General features: G+C 69.0%; 17 protein-coding genes. 11 read left to right on the plus strand and 6 right to left on the minus strand.

From position 1 onward, the window contains the following. Positions 1-61: 61 nt before the first annotated feature. A complete protein-coding gene (locus tag G7043_RS12490) occupies positions 62-1,951 on the plus strand; it encodes an ABC transporter ATP-binding protein (RefSeq protein WP_166046332.1) in 1,890 nt (629 codons plus the stop codon). Positions 1,952-2,013: 62 nt separating this feature from the next. Next, positions 2,014-4,089 (plus strand): hypothetical protein, encoded by a 2,076-nt coding sequence (locus G7043_RS12495; protein ID WP_166045783.1) that lies wholly within the window; start codon positions 2,014-2,016, stop codon positions 4,087-4,089. Here G7043_RS12495 and G7043_RS12500 read toward each other — a convergent pair. Both G7043_RS12500 and G7043_RS12505 read right to left on the minus strand, forming a co-directional pair. Further along, positions 4,079-5,653, minus strand: a complete 1,575-nt coding sequence (locus G7043_RS12500) for a penicillin-binding transpeptidase domain-containing protein (protein ID WP_166045784.1) — start codon at positions 5,651-5,653, stop codon at positions 4,079-4,081. The genes G7043_RS12495 and G7043_RS12500 overlap by 11 nt on opposite strands. A 79-nt stretch (positions 5,654-5,732) precedes the next feature. Further along, positions 5,733-6,473 (minus strand): SIS domain-containing protein, encoded by a 741-nt coding sequence (locus tag G7043_RS12505; protein ID WP_086668742.1) that lies wholly within the window; start codon positions 6,471-6,473, stop codon positions 5,733-5,735. Between the two features lie 95 nt (positions 6,474-6,568). On the opposite strand from G7043_RS12505, the gene G7043_RS12510 reads away from it, so the two are divergent. Together G7043_RS12510 and G7043_RS12515 are read left to right on the plus strand one after the other, a co-directional pair. Next, positions 6,569-6,751: a hypothetical protein gene (locus G7043_RS12510; protein WP_166045785.1), complete on the plus strand. Its 183-nt coding sequence runs from the start codon at positions 6,569-6,571 to the stop codon at positions 6,749-6,751. Then, entirely contained in the window at positions 6,726-7,025 is a 300-nt protein-coding gene (locus tag G7043_RS12515; RefSeq protein ID WP_166045786.1) for a C39 family peptidase, read from the plus strand. Before G7043_RS12510 ends, G7043_RS12515 begins: the two co-directional genes overlap by 26 nt. Here G7043_RS12515 and G7043_RS12520 read toward each other — a convergent pair. The 3 genes from G7043_RS12520 to G7043_RS12530 form a co-directional block, all read right to left on the minus strand. Further along, positions 7,013-7,585, minus strand: coding sequence for a nucleotidyltransferase family protein (locus G7043_RS12520; RefSeq protein ID WP_166045787.1), 573 nt, complete (start codon positions 7,583-7,585; stop codon positions 7,013-7,015). The genes G7043_RS12515 and G7043_RS12520 overlap by 13 nt on opposite strands. Before the next feature lie 118 nt (positions 7,586-7,703). Continuing rightward, positions 7,704-7,805 (minus strand): keywimysin-related RiPP, encoded by a 102-nt coding sequence (locus G7043_RS12525; RefSeq protein WP_207311115.1) that lies wholly within the window; start codon positions 7,803-7,805, stop codon positions 7,704-7,706. Between the two features lie 126 nt (positions 7,806-7,931). Beyond that, positions 7,932-8,756, minus strand: coding sequence for an alpha/beta fold hydrolase (locus G7043_RS12530; protein ID WP_166045789.1), 825 nt, complete (start codon positions 8,754-8,756; stop codon positions 7,932-7,934). A 30-nt stretch (positions 8,757-8,786) separates the two neighbouring features. Between G7043_RS12530 and G7043_RS12535 the strand changes: the two genes are divergently transcribed. Together G7043_RS12535 and shbA are read left to right on the plus strand one after the other, a co-directional pair. Then, positions 8,787-9,260, plus strand: coding sequence for a class I SAM-dependent methyltransferase (locus G7043_RS12535; RefSeq protein WP_166046333.1), 474 nt, complete (start codon positions 8,787-8,789; stop codon positions 9,258-9,260). A gap of 145 nt (positions 9,261-9,405) precedes the next feature. Beyond that, a complete protein-coding gene (shbA, locus tag G7043_RS12540; RefSeq protein ID WP_242642233.1) occupies positions 9,406-10,092 on the plus strand; it encodes an RNA polymerase sigma factor ShbA in 687 nt (228 codons plus the stop codon). Here the strand turns inward: shbA and G7043_RS12545 are convergent. After that, complete coding sequence (locus tag G7043_RS12545; RefSeq protein ID WP_166045790.1) at positions 10,055-11,272, minus strand: MFS transporter; 1,218 nt, start codon at positions 11,270-11,272, stop codon at positions 10,055-10,057. The genes shbA and G7043_RS12545 overlap by 38 nt on opposite strands. A gap of 51 nt (positions 11,273-11,323) precedes the next feature. Between G7043_RS12545 and G7043_RS12550 the strand changes: the two genes are divergently transcribed. The 5 genes from G7043_RS12550 (at position 11,324) to G7043_RS12570 (ending at position 19,162) form a co-directional block, all read left to right on the plus strand. Continuing rightward, entirely contained in the window at positions 11,324-12,364 is a 1,041-nt protein-coding gene (locus tag G7043_RS12550) for a carbohydrate kinase family protein (RefSeq protein WP_166045791.1), read from the plus strand. Positions 12,365-12,460: 96 nt separating this feature from the next. Beyond that, entirely contained in the window at positions 12,461-14,578 is a 2,118-nt protein-coding gene (locus G7043_RS12555; RefSeq protein ID WP_242642234.1) for a transglycosylase domain-containing protein, read from the plus strand. A gap of 487 nt (positions 14,579-15,065) precedes the next feature. Beyond that, entirely contained in the window at positions 15,066-15,857 is a 792-nt protein-coding gene (locus tag G7043_RS12560; RefSeq protein ID WP_242642235.1) for a M23 family metallopeptidase, read from the plus strand. Positions 15,858-15,970: 113 nt separating this feature from the next. Continuing rightward, entirely contained in the window at positions 15,971-17,389 is a 1,419-nt protein-coding gene (locus tag G7043_RS12565) for an AMP-binding protein (RefSeq protein ID WP_166045793.1), read from the plus strand. A 264-nt stretch (positions 17,390-17,653) separates the two neighbouring features. Continuing rightward, on the plus strand, positions 17,654-19,162 hold the full coding sequence (locus G7043_RS12570) for an HAL/PAL/TAL family ammonia-lyase (protein WP_313887829.1): 1,509 nt from the start codon (positions 17,654-17,656) through the stop codon (positions 19,160-19,162). Positions 19,163-19,250 lie beyond the last annotated feature (88 nt).

The following is a 19,250-nucleotide window of genomic DNA, read 5'->3' on the forward strand; positions in this document are numbered from 1 at the left end:
GGAATTGTCAGACCGCTGTGCTGTTCTAGTCAGCGTGGACGGCTACAGCTCATGGCGATTCATGATGGGGGCGACCGCGGACGCGCCGTCCAAGGTGCGCCGCGGGACCTTCCGGCGCGTGCTGGCGTTCGCCCGGCCGCACCGCGCGAAGCTGATCGTGTTCCTGCTGCTGACGGTGATCTCGTCGGTCCTCGCGGTGACCACTCCGCTGCTGGCCGGCCGCGTGGTCGACGCGATCGTCCGCGGCTCCACGCCGTCCGTGGTGGTGTGGCTCGCCGTGGTGATCGCGGTGATCGCCGTGGTCGACGCCGGGCTGGGGGTCGTCGAGCGGTGGCAGTCGACGCGGATCGGTGAGGGGCTGATCTACGACTTGCGCCGTGCCGTGTTCGGGCACGTGCAGAAGATGCCGGTCGCCTTCTTCACGCGCACCCGCACCGGTGCGTTGGTCTCACGGCTGAACAACGACGTGATCGGCGCGCAGCGCGCGTTCACCTCCACGCTGTCGGGCTTCGTCACGAACATCATCCAGCTGGTGTTGTCGCTGGGCGTCATGTTCACGCTGTCGTGGCAGGTCACGGCGTTGGCGCTGGTGCTGCTGCCGGTGTTCGTGCTGCCCGCCAAACGCATGGGCAAGCGGATGGCGGACATGCAGCGCGAGGCTTCCACGTTGAACGCCTCGATGGTCACCCAGTCGACCGAGCGGTTCTCGGCGCCCGGTGCGACGCTGGTGAAGCTGTTCGGGCGGCCGGACCGGGAGGAGCAGGAGTTCTCGGACAAGGCTGCTCAGGTTCGCGACATCGGCATCCGGACCGCGATGGCCACGCGGTGGTTCATGACGGGGCTGACGCTGGTGTCCGCGCTGGCCCAGGCTCTGGTGTACGGGCTGGGTGGCTACCTGGCTCTGACCGGGCATCTGGCCGCTGGCGCGGTGGTTTCGCTGGCGTTGCTGCTCACGCGGTTGTACGCGCCGTTGACCGCGCTGGCCAACGCTCGGGTCGACCTGATGACGGCGTTGGTGTCGTTCGAGCGGGTCTTCGAGGTGCTGGATCTCGAACCGATGATCCAGGAACGTCCCCATGCTCGGTCTCTCCCCGAGGGTGCCGTGTCGGTCGCCTTCGAGGACGTCCGCTTCGCGTACCCGTCGGCCGAGAAGGTGTCGCTGGCGTCACTGGAGTCGGTGGCCACTTTGGACACTCGCGGTGGTGAAGAGGTGTTGCACGGCATCAGTTTCAAGGCCGAGGCCGGGCAATTAGTGGCCATGGTCGGGTCGTCAGGGGCCGGCAAGTCGACGCTGGCCTCGCTGGTGCCGCGCCTTTACGACGTCGACTCCGGGTCGGTTCGTCTGTCCGATGTGGACGTTCGAGACCTGACCTTCGACTCGCTGCGCTCGACCGTCGGCGTGGTGACGCAGGACGGGCACCTGTTCCACGACACCATTCGCGCCAACCTGGAGTACGCCGCGCCCGGAGCTTCCGACGACGAGATCTGGGATTCGCTGCGGCGAGCCCGGTTGCTGGACCTCGTCGCGTCGCTGCCGGACCAGCTGGACACCGTGGTCGGGGAGCGCGGCTACCGGCTGTCCGGTGGGGAACGGCAGCGGCTGACGATCGCCCGGTTGTTGCTGGCCAAGCCTCGGGTCGTCATCCTGGACGAGGCGACCGCCCACCTGGACTCGGAGTCCGAGGCCGCCGTGCAGGAGGCGTTGACCGAGGCTCTGGACGGGCGCACCGCGCTGGTGATCGCCCACCGGTTGTCGACCATTCGCAATGCCGACCAGATCTTGGTCATGGAGCACGGGGAGATCGTCGAGCGGGGGACGCACACCGAGCTGATGGCCGCTGAGGGCCGGTACGCCGACCTCTGCAACACCCAGTTCGCCGAGCCTCCGGCAGTGGCCGTCTACCCGACGCCTCAGTTCAGCGCGCGGGAGGAGGTGGGGCAGCGGTACTGATCGGGCGTCACGCTTGAGGCCGGACCGGCGATGGTACGGGGGTGAAGCATTGGTCACCCCGGTTGGCTCGGTTCGCTGTCGCGCTGGTGTTGGGCGGATGGGTCGTCTGGGTGGCGTTGATGGACGCGCCCGACCGAGGCGAGAGCAGCACGTTCGGCCAGTTCGCGCTGGCGGCGGCGACGATGGTGTTGCTGCTGTGGGACTTGCTGGTCAAGGTGTTCAAGCGGACCGACGCACCTGACACCGACCTGCTGGCCGACGGCCTGGCGCGAGCCATGCGCGTCCAGTGGGAACACGCGGCGGCCGACCGGCGGCTGTTGCTGCCGGCACCCCTGCCGATCAGGTGGGAACGGTGCGCCGAACCGGTGGCGGGTCCCGTTGCCGCGGCCGTGGTGCCGCGCGGTGGTCAGGCCCAGTTCGACCCGCTGCCCGGCCTCGCGCCGGTCACCGCGGCCAAGCTGCGCAGCGGCGACCGCAAGGCGTTGCACCGCATCTACGGCGGGCTGGCGTCCGGGCGGCTGATGCTGGTCGGCGGGCCGGGCAGCGGCAAGTCGTCGGCGGCGGTGCTGCTGTTGCTCGACGCCCTGCGGCATCGCGACGGGCTCGACCCGACCGAGCGGCAACGAGTGCCGGTGCCGGTGATGTTCACGATGTCGGGCTGGGACCCGGACACCACCCCGCTCGAACAGTGGCTGATCACCACACTGCGGCAGATGCCGTCGTTCCACCTCACCGAACCGCAGGCCGCCGCGTTGCTGCAGGCGCGGAAGATCGCGGTGTTCCTCGACGGCCTGGACGAGGTCCCCGCCGGGCTTCGGGGGGTGATCCTCCGGGCGCTGAGTGAGCAGAGCAGCTTCCGACTGGTGTTGCTCACCCGGACGCGGGAACTCGTCGACGCCGCCGCTGGTCAGACGCTGGCGGGCGCGGTGGCGCTGGAGCTCTCGCCGTTGCGTCCGGCCGATGTCGCGGACTACCTGGCGCGGACGCTCACCGATCCGCCGCCGGCGCCGTGGCAGGCGGTCATCCACGCGGTCACGAACACCCCGGACACCGCGTTCGCCCGCGCGTTGTCGTCCCCGCTGACGGTGAGTCTGCTCCGCGACATCTACGGCAACGCGGGGCCGGTCGACGAACTGCTGGACATCACCCGGTTTCCGGACGCCAAAGCGGTGGAGAACCACCTGCTGGACCAAGTGGTCGCAACGGCCTACGAGCGGCGTCCTGGTGAGCGTCCGTACCGCTGCACGGCCGCGGCGGCGCGCTCCACCCTGGAGTTCGTCGCCCGGAGGCTGTCCGAGGGCGGCACGCGTGACCTGACTCTGTGGGACATCACGCGATGGGTGTCGCTCACGGGGCGGTTGGTGCTGACAGGGATCGTCCTCGCACTCGTGTCGACGGGTGGATTCGTCGTCAGCTTGGGTGAGGACGAAGCTGGTTATGGACTCGTGTTCGGTGTGATCGCTCTCCTCGCAGCTTGGATGAAGCACCTTTTTGGTCCGATGACGTCGCAACGGTTTGAACTTCGGAGGCTCTTCACGCATCAAGCGGCCCTGTGCGGGGTGGCAGCCGGTCTGATCGCCGGGGGTGGGGTGCTCCCGTTTCTGCTCGCGAGGGGCTACGGGCTCGTGGTCAGCTCGCTCTTCGGAGCGGTCTCGTTCGCCATGTGCGCGGTGCTGGCATGGTTGGGGTTCGGGCTCAGAGGGAAGGCCGCACCGAGGGACCACCCCGTCGCGCCGTGGGTTGCGGTCAAGGAAGATCTGACGGTTGCTCTGGTGCTGGCGTTCGTGTCCGGCGTCGGCATGGCTTCCGCGCGCCAGCTGGGTCATGCTTTCGCTTACAGTCGTGGCAACCCAGCTGCTCTGCTCGATGGATTCGCCGATGACTTCTGGCCGGCCGTGCTGAGCGGCGTGATCATCGGCGTGGTCCTGGCGGTAGGGTTCTCGCACGGTTTTCAGCTGATGATCGCCCAGATCTGGCTCGCTGTCCGGTACCGCACCCCGCTGCGCTTCACCCGATTCCTCGAGGACGCGCACGAACGGCACCTGCTGCGCGTGGTCGGTCCGATCTACCAGTTCCGCCATGCCACCCTGCAGGACAGGCTCGCCGGAGCGACCACGCGCCAGAAAGTCAGCCCTTGAGGAACGCGGCGGTGGCGTTCAGGGCGCTCTGCGACGAACCCGCGTTCTCGACGAACACCGCGAACGCCACGTTGCCCTGGTAGCCCACGAACCAGCCGTGCGCGGTGCCGCCACCTGCTTCTGCCGTGCCGGTTTTGCCCGCCAGGTTGGGGATTCCGGCCAGTTGCTTGGCGGTGCCGCCGGTGACCACCTCGCGCATCATCGCGCGCAGGGGCTGGAGCACGGCGGCGGGCGGGGCTGCTGCCACGTCGTTCGGGACTGAGGGCTTGCCGCGCATCAGCGTTGGTGTGGGCTGTTTGCCCGAGACGACGGTGGCGGCCACCAGGGCCATGCCGAAGGGGCTGGCGACGACGTTGCCCTGGCCGAAGCTGTTCTCCACCTGCTGGTCGCCGGAGGCCGGCGGGACCTTGCCGGTGTTGGTGTCGGCGCCGGTGATGGTCCAGTCGGCGCCCAGACCGAAGCGCTTGGCCATGTCCGGGAGGGCGTTCGGCGGGAGTTTCGAGCCCAGCGAGCCGAAGGTGGTGTTGCAGCTGACGGCGAAGGCGGTGTGGAAGGGGAGGCTGTCGTAGCCGAAGTCGGCGTTCTTGATGGTGCGGGTGCCGATGGTCGCCGTGGCGGGGCACGGCAGGGCCGTGTTGGGTTGCGTCAGGCCCGCGTTCAGGGCGGCGGCCGCGGTCACGATCTTCATCGTCGAGCCCGGTGCGTAGCGGCCCACGAACGGGTTGGTGCCGGACAGCGCCTTGTTCTGGGCCACGGCCAGGATCTCGCTGGTGGAGGCCTCGATGGCGACGATGGCCGCGCCTTGGGGGAGAGCGTCCACTGCCGCTTGGGCCGCTGCTTGGCGGGCCGGGTCGATGGTGACGGTGATCTTTTCGCCGGACTCCGGCTTTTTGCCGTCGATCGGGGTGAAGGCGGTGCCGTTGGCGATGCCCACCTCCCAGCCGTCGGTGCCCTTGATGTCGCCGGTCTGGCCGGTGATGGTCTTGTACAGGCCGTCCGGGATGGTGCCTTGGACCAGCGGCTTGCCGTCGCGGCCCAGGAGGGCGCCGTCGGCCGGTGCCGGGCGGTAGGTGAGGGCGCCGCCTTCGGTCAGTTGTGGGTGGATCAGGGTGGGGGTCCAGTGGACCTTCCAGTCGTCACCGGTGCGGCGCAGGTTGATCGTGATGTCGTACTTCAGGGTGGCGTTGCTGGGCAGGGTCCACGTCACGGTGGCCGGGAAGTCCGCTGTGGTGGCGTCGCCGGTGGTTTGTGATGCGAGAGTGGCCTGGTAGGTGGAGGCGCCCATCGCCGACTTGGTGGCGATCAGTGCGTTCACCGCCGGGTTTGGCGCGTCGGTGTACGGGGCTGCCGCTGTTGGTTCGACGAACAGGTTGTTGACGAACAGGCGGGCCACGTCGGCGGCGGTCACGACCTGCTGCTGTGCTTGTTCCTGTGTTCGTCTTGGCTGTTCGGTCGAGGCGGCCGGGTCGTCGCTGTTGAAGAGCAGGACGCTCGCCACGCCCACCGTGGTGGCGGTGGCGAGCGCGCCGCCGATCAGGATCCATCTGCGAGTCTTCTGTTCCACCGGTCAAATCCCCCCAGGTAAGTGCTTTCCCCGGTGGGAGACTAACGGTGGCCAGCTGAGATGCACTGAGTATTGCTACTCAACCGAGCTGCGGGATGCGGGTTTGGTAGTGCCTGAGCAGGTCGGCGTTGGCCGCGTCGCCGCCTTCCACGTTGGCGCTGCGCCACAGCGGCAGTTGCACACCGGTTTCGGCGGCCTTGTCGACCAGGCGGACCATCAGCAGGTTCCAGAGGAACGCGGTCGCCACGGTGGAGATCGCCGCGGTGACCGGGGCGTGCTCCGGGTAGGTCGAGTCGCCGGGCGGCACGAGGTTGTCCAGGACGACGGTGGCCACCTCGGCGAGGGTGACGCCCGCGCGGCGCGGGGCCTGGGCGCTCGCGGCGACCGACGTGACGGCCACGACCGGGCAGCCCGCGTTGGCCGCTTCCTGGGCCAGTTCGACCGGGTAGTGGTTGACGCCCGAGGTCGAGAAGACGAACAGCACGTCGTGCGGGGCCAGGCCCGCCTCGCGCAGGACCTCGCCCGCGAGGCCGGAGCGGCGTTCGGCCGCCGTGCTGCTGATGGCGCCGTGCATCGGGAGCAGTTCGGGGTGGTAGATCGGGCGGACGCAGGCCAGGCCGCCTGCCCGGTAGAAGGTCTCCGCGACCGCCGCGAGCGAGTGGCCAGCGCCTGCGGTGAGGATGGTTCCGTCGGCCTGCACGGCGGCGAGCACGAGCTCGGCGACGTCGTCGAGTGCGGCGGCGTTCTGCTGTTCGACGCGCGTCAGGTGCGTGCGGACGAGGTTGCCGTAGTCGGAGCCGGTCACGGTGTCGGTCGTCATGCGGGTCAGTAGTACCGGATCGATGGTGACCTCACCAGTAACCCGAGCACGACAAACCTCGATACGCGCGATAACGGCACTCGTGTGGGCAGGGGGTGGGTTGGATCAGGCGGTACTTCTACTTCTGGGTCGTGCTGGCGGCGGTCTTCACGGCTGCGGGGGCCACGCACATAGCGCTGGCGGTCACCTACTCCGAGCTCTGGCCGGTGTGGGTGGCGTGCGGGCTGCTCGTCGGCGCCGGTGGGTGCGCTCGTGCGGCGGTGCACGCGCGGCCTTAGGCCAGCAGTTCCACACGCGCAGCTGCCGCAGAAGCTCAAGGCCGACGTCGTCTACAACGTCAACCACGGCCACGCCGTCGTGATCAACGTGATCAACGTGATCCGCCTGAACGGCCGCAACTACTCCGGCGGCCACTACGCCACGATCGTCGGCTACCGCGCCGGTGACAACGAGTTCGCGGTCGCCGACCCGGCGTACGCGGGCGGTGCGCTGCACTGGCTGAGCGCGTCCAACGTGTCGTCGGGCATCAAGCTCCGCCGCTACGTGGCCTGATTCCGCGGCAGGTCACCGGGGTGATCCACATCGGCACCGTCCGCCACGTCGGCGCATTCGACGTGGCGGACGGTGTTGGCGTTGAGGTAGTCCCGCGCGCCCTGGTCACCCGCCGCCGACGCCATCACACCCGCGAAGTGGTCGGAGCCGATCAGGACCGGGTGCCCGATCTCGCCGTGGTAGACCGCGCGCGCCAGGGTTTTGGGCTCGGCGAGGGCCATCAGGCGGTGCAGCGCGGCGACGGTGACACCCGGAGTGTCCACGGGCAGCACCACGACGGCGTCCGCGATGCCGATGGCGTGCAGGCCGGTTCGCAGCGATGAACCCATACCGGTGTCCCAGTCGGGGTTGTCGACGATCGTCACGCCGTCCAAAGAGGCCTTCGCACGCACCACGTCGGCTTGGGCGCCGAGGACGACGACGACCGGATCGCATCCGGCCGCCTTGAGGAGTTCGGCGGTGCTTTCGACGAAGAGCTTGCCGCCCAACGGGACGAGGGCTTTGGGGGAGCCGAACCGGCGGCCTGCCCCCGCAGCTAGCAGAAGGCCGGCCACGCGCATGCCTCGAAACTACCGCCAGACCTAGGGCCCTGGTCGGTGAGCCGGGCGAGTTGGAACCCCAGCGCCATGCGTGATCGTGTCCCGCAGCGCTGTTGCAGCTGTGCCACCACGGACCGCGTCAGTTCTTGCTGAAGATCAGCCGGTCGTTGCCCGACCTGCCGAGGAAGCCCGTCTGCTCCTCGAAGGAACCGAGGTCGATCAGCTGCGGCGTCTCGTACATGGTTCGCACCTCTCGTCGTGGGATCTTCGATTCAGCGCGCGCAAACTGAACGTAACGAGAGGGCCGAGCCGCTGACCAGGTAGAACGGCTTCCGTTCCGGCAGTTGCCGCAAGCGGCAATCGAGGTTCAGGAGAGGTGTTCGAGGAGCAGCGAGCTCGCCGCCTCCGGGATCTCCTCGGGAATCCAGTGGCTGACGTCCTCGACCATCTCGAACCGGTACCCGCCCGTGCACCACTTCTCGGTCTCGAACGCGGCCACCGACCCGAACGCCACGTCCTCGGTGCTCCACACGTACATCGTCCTGACGCTGACCTTGTCCGCGGCGCCGGACGGCTTGCCCGCGCGGTACCAGTTCAACGCCGCCGTGAGCGCGCCTTCCTCGCTCAGCCGCTGGACGTACTCGTCGACGTGCGACTGCCGGACCCGCCACTCGAACATCGATCTGAGCGCGTGGGCGTTGTTGTCGAGCATGCGGCGTTCGGTGCTGCGTTCGCGCCAGTCCAACATGTACTGCGAACGCATCCGTTGCTCTTCGTCGGTCTGCAGCGCGGTCTTCAACGCACCGGGGTGGGGCGTGGAGAACACTGACAGCGTGCGGAGCCGGTCGGGGTGCTCGATCGCGGTCCACCAGGCGACCGCGCCGCCCCAGTCGTGGCCGACCAGGTCGAACGTGGTCCAGCCCAGCGCGTCCGCCATCGCGATCACGTCGCCGACCAGGTGCGTGACCGTGTACTCGTTCGCCTGCTCGGGCCGGACGCCGGGGGAGTAGCCGCGCTGGTCGGGGGCGACCGCGCGGAAGCCGTTCATGCCGAGCACCGCGACCTGGTGCTCCCACTCGATGGCGGCCTCGGGGAAACCGTGCAGCAGCAGGACCGGGCGGCCGTCCTCGGGACCGGACGCGATGGCGTCGAAGCTGCCTGCCTCGGTCGGGATGCTGAGGTGTTCGATCACCGTTCGACAATACTGCCGTGACCACCGGCCATCCGGGCGGCCGAGCGGGGTGCCACGGTCACGTCACTGACGATCTCGGCGGAGCAGCGCACGGCGGCGCTGGACCGGGTGAGGGAGGTGAGCCTCCACGATCGAGTGACGGCCGAGGTGCGTGACTACCGAGAGGAGCACGATCTCTGCGACGCCGTCGGCAGCTTCGAGACGATCGAGGCAGTCGGTGCCGAACAACGGCCCGAGTACTTCTCGATGATCTACCGGGTGCTCGCGCCGGGCGGCCGGGCAGGGCGGATTGTCGAAACACGCTCGTTCGGCCGCGACTACGCCGAGACCGTTCGCCGCCGGCGCGACACTTGCCTCACCCGTTGGGACCAGGTGAAACAGCTCGGCTTCGACGACACCTTCCGCCGGATGTGGGAGTGCTACCTGGCCTGCTCGGAGGCCGGATTCCGCGGCGGCCACCTCGGCGTACAACAATTTGCCATGGCCGAACGGCTGGGCCATTAGGACCATGTTCTACCCCAAAAGGGTGCTGGTTATCCCGTCCGGCTGGACTTCGTGGTCCTCTTGGAAGCAGGCGGTATCAAACGGCTCGCTGCGTTCTCTTCTTCAGTGAAGCCCCGAGTGTCGCTGTAATGAGGAGGTCGCCGGGATGGTTCAACCCACAGCCGTGCGGACCGGTGGCGGTGTCGGCGTCCTCGCACCCGAGGACACGTGGAACCAGCCAACGGTGCCCATGCGCCGTCGGGTGCGCCAGACGCCGGTCTCCAATCAGTGGCTCGCCGAAGCCGAGTTCACCGACCTCGTCGACGCCGCCCTGGACGGAGACAGACGGGCGGTCGAGCACCTGCTCGGCCGAATCCAGCCGCTGATCGTGCGCTACTGCCGCGCCCGCGTCGGCGGCCGCGAACGGACTCTGGTCTCGGCCGAGGACATCGCGCAGGAGGTCTGCGTGGCCGTGCTGGGCGCTCTGTCCAAGTACCGCTACGAGCCGGGCTCGTTCCTCGCGTTCGTCTACGGCATCGCCGCGCACAAGGTCGCCGACGCCCGCCGCCGCGCCGTCCGCAACCGCGCGGAGGTCGTGCCGGAGCTGCCGGACTGCCCTTCGCTGGACGACGGCCCGGAACAGCACGCGGTCAACGGCGAGATGATGGCCCAGGTCACGCGGCTGCTGCACAAGCTGCCGGCCCGCCAGCGCGAGATCCTCGTGCTGCGGGTGGCCGTGGGACTGTCCGCCGAGGAGGTCGCGCTGGCTGTGGAGTCGACGCCGGGTGCCGTGCGGGTGGCACAGCACCGCGCGCTCACCCGGATGCGGGAGATGATCGCGGAGGAGGGCTAGCCGGAACACCGAGGTCCGTGAACGCCGCGACCAGCGCCGTCACCAGGATGAGCGCTCCGAACGCGAGCAGAGCGGGCCCGCCGCCCGCGACCCCCGCCAGGAACCCGCCGAGCACCGGCGCCAGCGGGGTGAGCACCCGGCTGGCCAGCGTGGTGATGCCGTCCAGGCGGCCCATCATGTCCTCGGGCACCAGTTCGGTGTAGAGCGCGGAGACCGCCACGTTGATCAACGGGGTGACCGTCGCGGTGACCGCCAGCGGCACGAACGGCCAGAAGGCGCCGAACGGGAGTGCCATGGCGAGGTTGCAGAGGCCGAAGACCGCGAGCACCACGACGATGAGCCGGCCGGGGGCGAGCGTGACACGCGGGGCGAACAGCGAACCCAGCACCCCGCCCACGCCGATGCCCGCGAAGACCACACCGGTGTCGAGCGCGTTGCCGCCGCGTTCGCCGACGAGCACGATCACCGGCAGCATCGAGGCGCCGCCCAGCAGGTTCAGCACGAGGAAGACGAACGTGAGGTTGCGCAGGCCCTTCTGGTGCCAGAGCCACGCGCCGGCTTCCTTGATGTCGTGGTGCATCTTCTGCCGTGGCTTCTGTTCGGTCCGTGCAGGGATCTTGGCGAACCACGCGCACACCGCGGCCACGGCGAACGTGATGGCGTCGACCACGAACGGCACCGCGCGCCCGGCGGCCATGAGCAGGGCGCCCAGCGGTGGTCCGGCGACCCGCGCCGCGTGGCCACGCGCCTCCTCCTGCGCGTAGGCGGGCTTGAGCTGGTCTTTCGGCACGACGGCCTGGATCGCGGTGGCACGTGCCGGGCCGGCGAACGCCGTGCACACGCCGTCGACGATCGCGAGCACGAGGAAGACGGCGATGTGGGCGCGATCGGTGAGGACGGCGACGGCCAAGACCGCCGCGGTCGCCGCCTGGACGGTCTGGCTCCACACGAGCGTCATCCGGCGGTCCCAGCGGTCGACCCACACGCCGGCCGGCATGAGCGCGATGATCAGCGCGGCCGCCCGCGCACCGCCGACCGCGCCCGCCCAGAACGGCGAACCGGTGAGCGCGATGATCAGCAGTGGCGCGGCCAGCACGGTGATCGTGCTGCCGAGCTGTGAGACGGCGCCGCCGAACCACAGCAGCTGGAACTGAACGTTTTTCCGAAGCGGAACCCCCATGGGCGTCGTTTCTAACGCATGAGTGTCAGGGGCGGGTGGCAAGGTTTACGCATGGCTGACCCCGCGGCTGTTCCGGACTTCGACGTGCTGCTCACCGGCACCGTCTTCCTCGACATCATCTTCACCGGCCTGCCCCGCCCACCGGCCGCGGGAACAGAGGTGTGGGCCGAGGGACTCGGGTCGTGTCCCGGCGGGATCGCGAACCTCGCGGTCGCGTTGCGCCGGCTGGAGTTGAAGACCGCGCTGGCGGCGGCGTTCGGCGAGGACGCGTACGGCGACTTCTGCTGGGACGTGCTGGCCGACCAGGAAGGTGTCGACCTCTCTTATTGCCGTCGTTTCTACGGGTGGCACTCGCCGGTGACCGTGTCCATGGCCATGGAGCGCGACCGCAGCATGGTCACGCACGGGCACAAGGCGCCCGTCATCGCGGACGACCTCTTCTGCCCGCCGCCCTCGACGCGGGCGTGCTTCGTGCACATCCAGGCCGAGGACGAACAGTGGGTGCGCACGGCGAAGGAGAACGGCGCGAAGCTCTTCGCCGACATCGGCTGGGACCGCACCGGGGCGTGGTCGCCGGAACTGCTGCGCCGGCTCGACGGATATGACGTGTTCCTGCCCAACCACGTGGAGGCGCAGGGCTACACGCGCACCGACACGCCGGAGGCCGCGGCGCGCCGGCTCGCCGAGCACGTGCCGGTGGTCGTCGTCACGCGCGGGGGCGGCGGCGCGGTCGCGGTGGACGGGTCCACCGGCGAGGTCGTCGACGTGCCGGGGCTGAACGTCGCGCAGCTCGACGCGACGGGGGCCGGTGACGTGTTTGGCGCCGGGTTCGTGATGGGCACTCTGGCCGGGTGGCCGCTGGAGCACCGGGTCCGGTTCGCGAACCTGTGCGCCGCGCTGTCCGTGCAGCATTTCGGCGGTTCGCTGTCGTCTCCCGGTTGGGGGGACATCGCGGTCTGGTGGCGGACGGTGAGCCGGCGGCCCGACGAGGAACTGGCGCGGTACGGGTTCCTCGACGACCTGTTGCCCGACCACGCCGGTGTGGAGGTGCGCAGAGCTAGTCCGACGATCGGACTGCGGTTGCTCCGGTAGGTTGAAAACAGTCGATCAGCGGACGCAACCTCACAGGCCTCTCGCGCGACTTATAGGTATAGAGCTCTCTGGGGATTGTTCGGAAGGAGTTGCGGGTTGTTCGCCGCACGCGCGTCAGGCTTGGTCAAATTGCTGGGGTTGTGCCTGACGGCAGGTGTGCTCCTCGCCGCGATGGTGTTCCCGTTCGTCGGAGGTCTCGGGCTCGCGTCCAACCGCGCGGCCGACACGGTCGACCAGACGTCGGGTGATCTCGCGAAGGGCGAGCTGCCGCTCGTCACCACCATTCAAGACATGAACGGCGAGCCGATCGCCTACCTGTACGACCAGTACCGGGTGCCGCTGGAGTCGGCGCAGATCTCGGACACCATGAAGGCCGCGATCCTCGCGATCGAGGACAAGCGGTTCTTCGAACACCACGGCGTCGACTGGCAGGGCATCGCCCGTGCCGCAGCCAAGGCCGGTGTGGACGGTGGAGCGACGCAGGGCGCGTCCACGCTCACCCAGCAGTACGTGAAGAACTACATGGCTTTCGTGCTCGGTGTCGACAACGAGCAGGAGGCCTGGGAGAAGGCCACCGAGGCGACCATCGGCCGCAAGATGCGCGAGGCGCGGGTCGCGTTGCAGCTCGAGCAGCAGATGTCGAAGGAAGAGATCCTCACCGGCTACCTCAACATCGTGCCGCTGGGCAACCAGACCTACGGCGTCGGCGCGGCCGCCAAGGCGTACTTCAACACGACCGCCGACAAGCTGACCGTTCCGCAGGCCGCGTTGCTGGCCGCGATCGCGAACCGGCCGTCGTCGCTGAACCCCGGTGCCGCCCCGGAGAAGGCGCTGGAGCGCCGCAACCTCGTCATCGACAAGATGCGCGAGAACAACGCGTTCGGCACCGACCAGGCCGAGGCCGAGAAGAAGGCCACCGAGTACAAGGCCGCGCCGCTGGGCGTCGTCGACGACCTGAAGATCCTGCCCAAGGGCTGCGTCGGCGCCGGTGACGGCCCGATCTACGGCTTCTTCTGCTCCTACCTGCTCGACTACCTGCGGGAAGCCGGCATCACGGACAAGCAGTTGCAGCGCGGTGGCCTCACCATCAAGACCACGATGGACCCGAAGGCCACCAAGGCCGCGAAGACGGCGGCCGAGCAGCAGGTCCCGAAGACCACGAACGGCGTCTCGAACGTCATGTCCGTCGTCCAGCCGGTCGACGGCAAGCACAAGGTGCGCGCGCTCGTCGCCTCCCGCGACTTCGGCAACAGCGCCGAGCTCGGCCAGGTCGCCCGCCCGGTGCCCGCCGAGGTCCTCCCGTTCGGTCCCGGCTCGGTGAACAAGATCTTCACCGCCGCCACGGCGCTCGAAAAGCACGTCACCGGCATCGACAAGATGATCGACGTCCCCGCCACCTACGCCTCGAGGGTCTACCCGAACGGCAACACGCCGTGGGTCGTGAAGAACGCGGGCAAGTACAACGACAAGATGACGCTGACCCAGGCTCTCGCGACGTCCCCGAACACCGGCTTCGTCATCCTGCAGGAGAAGGCCGGTCTGGACAGCGTGGTCGACATGGCCTACCGCCTGGGCATGCGCGAGACCCTGCAGGGCGTGAACCGCGGCGGTGAGCCGCTCAAGGCCGACAAGTCGAACGGCCCGTCCCAGGGCGACTGGACGAAGCAGAACAACGCGGGCTCCTACACCCTCGGTCCGGGCGCGACCAGCGTCCTGGAACTGGCGAACGTGGCCGCCACCATCGTCTCCGGCGGCAAGTGGTGCCCGCCGACCCCGGTGGAGAAGGTCATCGACCGCTACGGCAAGGAGATCCCGCTCAAGGAGAAGCCCTGCGAGCAGGCCGTGGACCCCGAGCTGGCCAACTCGCTGGCCCAGGCCATGTCCCACGACACCAGCGGCTCGGGTACCGCCGCGGACGCGGCCAAGGATGCCGGCTGGACCCGCCCGGCCATCGCCAAGACCGGCACCACCGAGGAGCACAAGTCGGTGGCCTTCCTGGCCGCGACCCCGCAGTACGCCGGCGCCGCGATGACCTACGCCGACGGCAACGCCCCCCAGGTGATCTGCGCGAACCCGATGCGGCTCTGTCCCGGCAGCTCGCAGGGCGTGTTCGGTGGCCAGGGCGCGGCACCGACGTGGTTCAACACCATGAAGGTGATCCACGAAGGCCTGCCGCCGGCGGGGCTGCCGCCTGCTTCACCCAAGTACAAGTAGGGGCGGGTCCAGCTCGGACCTGCCCGGCCTGAGGGGCCGCCGGACGCCAGCCGCGTCCGGCGGCCCTTTGCGTTGAGCGCGTCGCGCACGGCCCGCGGAAGCCCGAAATCGGCCCGCACACGCCTGGTGACCATCCCCAGCCGACGCCGCTCCAAAACTCGGCCGTGACCCTTTCACGATTAAGCGACTGACCAGTACAAACACCGTGACCGGGATTGGTCTGAAACGCCTTGACCATCGACTCCGCAGGTCAATCACGGTGCGTGACAAACAGTGGGCCTCATCACCCAAACGCCCTCATCGCTTGCTCGGGCCGGTGACGCGAGGTTACGTTCTGCGCCGCATGTCACGGTTCGATAACCGCAAGGACACGGATCCGCCCCCGAAGCGGTCCAGTCCGACACCGGGCCCCCGAAGCCCGCAGCCAGGCCCCCCGAAGCCCGGCGAAGCGCGGTCGTCGAACTCCCCCGAGTGCATGGAGGCAGGTTTGGCACGGCATCGAGCGAAGGACGCTCTGGTCGACTTCGTCGGCAGAGTGGACCTGGACCGCAAGAAGGCCGTTGCGGTGGTTGTCGCCGCGGGCGCCCTCGCCGGCGCCGGTTTTGCCCAGGCGATGACCACGGTCACGCCGGTCGACCGCATCGTCCCCGTCGCGGCCACCAAGGATCTCGCGGCGGCGCTGACCGCGCAGCCGCCGCAGCAGGAGAGCATCCAGACGATCCACTCGCTGGACACCGGTGCCGAGACGCGCAAGCTGTTGCAGGCCGAGCAGCTCCAGGCGCAGTTCCACGTCCGCGAGGCGCTCAAGTCCGCGGAGGGCGCCTACGTCAAGCGCCAGGAGGCAGCCAAGGCCGAGCAGGCTCGCCTCGCGGCCGAGGCGGAGGCCAAGCGGCCCAAGGTCGTCCGGCCCGCCCAGGGGACGTTCACGTCCGGTTTCGGTGCGCGGTGGGGGACCAGCCACAACGGCGTCGACATCGCGAACGCCATCGGCACGCCGATCGTGGCGGCCATGGACGGCACCGTCATCGAGGCCGGGCCCGCGTCCGGGTTCGGGCTGTGGGTTCGCGTCCAGCACGCGGACGGCACGATCACCGTCTACGGGCACATGAACACCATCGACGTGCCGCAGGGTGCGAAGGTCAAGGCCGGCCAGCAGATCGCGACGATCGGCAACCGCGGCCAGTCGACCGGGCCGCACCTGCACTTCGAGGTCTGGGTCGGCGGCTCGCAGAAGGTCAACCCGGTGGGTTGGCTCGCTGAGCGCGGTGTGACGCTCTGACAACGCGTCTCATCACCATCCTCCGGCACTCGCACCAACACGAAAAGTGCGGATAGTCTCCGGCCACGCTGCCGGGCATCAGGCCCGGCGGCGTGGACAACGGAGTCGAGCAAGTGATCTACCGCAGCCCCCTGCCGGCGGTGGTCGTCCCCGAAACCACCGTGCCCGAGCACGTTCTCGCACCAGGCCACGACGAGCTGGCGCTCCTGGACGCCGTCACGGGTGAACGACTGACCTACGCGGAGCTCAGGACCCAGGTCGAGCGGACCGCGAAGGGCCTGGTCGGAGCGGGGGTCAAGCCCGGTGACACGGTCGCGATCGCCAGCCTCAACCGGCCGCTGTACGCGGTCGGCGTGCTCGCGGTGATGGCCGCCGGAGCGACCGCGGCGCTGATCAACCCGCTGCTCACGCCGAGCGAGATCGACCGGCTCAAGGGGCTCGCGAACGTCACGCGCACCCTCGACCTCGACGACCTTCCCGAAGGCGGCACCGAAACGCTCCCGCCGGGCGACCCCGCCGGGATCGCGGTCGTCCTCTTCTCCAGCGGCACCACCGGCCTCACCAAGGCCGTCGAACTCAGTCACCGGGCGCTCGTCGCCAACCTGGAGCAGCACCGCCCGGGCTGGCGCATCGACGAGACCGACGTGCTCGCCGCGAACCTGCCGTTCTTCCACGTCTACGGCTTCACGATCATCCTCAACTCCGGCCTGCTCGGCGGCGCCACGCTGGTGACCATGCCCCGCAGCGACCCCGGCACCTACCTGCAGCGGCTCGCCGACCACCGCGTCACGCGCGCGTTCCTGGTGCCGCCGCTCGCCGCCGCGATCGCGGACCACGACGGGCCGATCCCCGCGCTGAACCTCAAGCTCGTCCTCTGCGGGGCCGCCCCGCTCGACGAAGACATCCGCCAGGAAGCCGAACGCAAGCTGCGGGCTCCCATCCGGCAGGGCTACGGCCTCACCGAGGCGGGCGGCACGCACCAGACGGTCGACGGCGACCTGGACAGCGATCCCACGAGCGTCGGCGTGCTCTGCCCCGGCACCGAGGCCCGCGTCGTGGAACCGGGCACCGGCAACGACACCGCCGAAGGCGAGCTGCTGATCCGCGGCCCGCAGGTGATGAACGGCTACCTGAACGACGAAGAGGCCACGCGAAAGGCCTTCGTGGACGGATGGTTGCGCACCGGCGATCTCGTGCGAGTCCACAACGGCCGGTTCCACGTCGTCGACCGCATCAAAGAAATGATCAAATACAAGGGATATCAGGTCGCGCCCGCCGAGTTGGAGGCGTTGTTGCGACGGCATCCCGCGGTGAGGGACGCCGCCGTGGTCGGTGCGCCCGATCGGGTTAACGGCGAAGTGCCCAAAGCCTTTGTGGTGACGCAAGGCGACGTCACGGCCGAGGAGCTGATGGCGTTCGTGGCAGCGGAGGTAGCGCCTTTCAAGAAGGTGCGCCAGGTTGAGTTCGTGCGAGAGATACCGAAGTCCGTGTCCGGCAAGGTCCTGCGTCGGCTGCTCAAGGAATCACACTAGTGCGCGTTCACCGAAGTCCTTGGTGTGCAAGGTCTCAGCGCGTGCGGGCAGGTTCACCCCGGTGGAGCAGTCGGCCGATCTTTTGGCCCGAATCGTGAGCGGAGAGTTCGATCACCTCTCCGGTGGCTTGATCACTCCGGTCGAGCGCTGAGAAATTCTCCTGGCTGGATTTTCCTCGGGTAGTGCGTACATAAGGCCCTTCCTCGCCGACAGGTCAACGGGGATCGTCGCGAGTGGCTCCCCATGTCGTCCACAGGAGGCGTCGTGCCTGTCGGAACTTCTTCCGCTGCTGTCAACCTGGCCGCGGCTCTCGAACCAGCCCAGCTCGAACTCGCGCGCGGTCCGTTGCACGTCGAACTTCCCGGCGCCGTGCGGGACCGGATCGCGCGCTGCCGCGAGTTCGTCCTCGAAGTCAGCGGCTCCGGACGCGCGATCTACGGTGTCACAACGGGTTTCGGACCGCTCGTGGAGTTCGAGGGCAGAGCGGACAGCGTCGGTCAGAGCGACAACACGATCATTCACCACATCGTCGGCCACGGTGAACTGCTGCCGCCCGCGGTCGCCCGTGCGGCCGTGCTGGCGCGGCTGTTCTCGTTGGCGCAGGGGAGATCCGGGGTGTCGGAGCAGGTCGTGGACTCGCTGTGCGCCATGCTGGACACCGAGTTCGCCCCAGCGGTGCCCAAACTGGGCTCCGTCGGCGCGAGCGGTGATCTCCAACCGCTCGCCTATGTGGCGCATGCACTGCGCGGCCACGGGAACGCGCTGTTCCAGGGGAAGCTCATGCCAGCCGGGGAAGCGCTCACACGCGCGGGACTCAAGAAACTTGAGCTGGACGGGCGGGACGCGCTCGCGTTGGTCAACGGTGTTTCGGTGACCGCCGCAGCACTCGGACTCGCTGTCGCACAGGCCATCCGCGCGCGCCGGAGCGCGGAGTTGTTGTCCGCCTTGATGACCGACGTCCTGGGTTGCGGCACCGAGTTCACGTCGGTTGGACTTCTGGCCGCGTTCGGCCATCCGGACGTCGCGGACAGCGGCGCGGCGATCAGAACCTGGCTGGAGGGCAGCACACCGTCCGGCGAGCGTCCGCTGCAGGAGGTCTACAGCATTCGCTGCACGCCGCAGCTGATCGGCGCGGCAGGCACGAGCGTGCGGCACGCGGAGGAGGTGGTGCGCCGCGACCTCAACGGCGTGAGCGACAACCCGTTGTTCTTCCCGGAGATCAAGGAGGTCGTGCACGGCGGCAACTTCTTCGGTCAGCCCAGCGCTTTCGCGGCCGACCAGCTCAACGTCGCGCTGGTGCAGTTGGGCAACCTGGCCGAACGGCAGCTCGACCTGCTGGTCGATCCGCGCCGCACCAGCGGGTTGCCGCCGATGCTCAGCCCCGCGCCCGGCCGGCAGCACGCGCTGCAGGGCGTGCAGATCTCCGCGACGGCGACCGTCGCCGCGATGCGCCGCGCCGCCGTTCCCGCGTCGGTGCAGAGCCTGCCGACGAACCTGCACAACCAGGACGTCGTCCCGTTCGGCACGCAGGCCGCGTTCGTCGCGCTCGACCAGGCGAACCTGTTGCGGTACCTGCACGCCGCCCTTGCGGTGGCGCTGCGCCAGGCCGTGCACGTCGGCGCCCGTCGCCCGCAGGCACCACGGCTCGCGGCGGTGCTGGACCGGATAGCCGAAGAGGTGCCGCCGATCGTGGAAGATCGCCCGCTCGACGTCGCGCTCGGTCGCGTGGCGGACCTCCTCGATCGCGTCGTGTCCGAAGTGGAGGGTGTGTGATGAGTGCTCCCGTCTGCCTTCCCGCGTGGGGGCACACCTGGGTCGACCTGCCCGTCCTGCGCCTGCCGATGCCGGGGGCGGAATTGAT

Origin of the sequence: Lentzea alba (genome assembly GCF_011067745.1) — a bacterium.
Taxonomy (GTDB): Bacteria; Actinomycetota; Actinomycetes; order Mycobacteriales; family Pseudonocardiaceae; genus Lentzea; species Lentzea alba.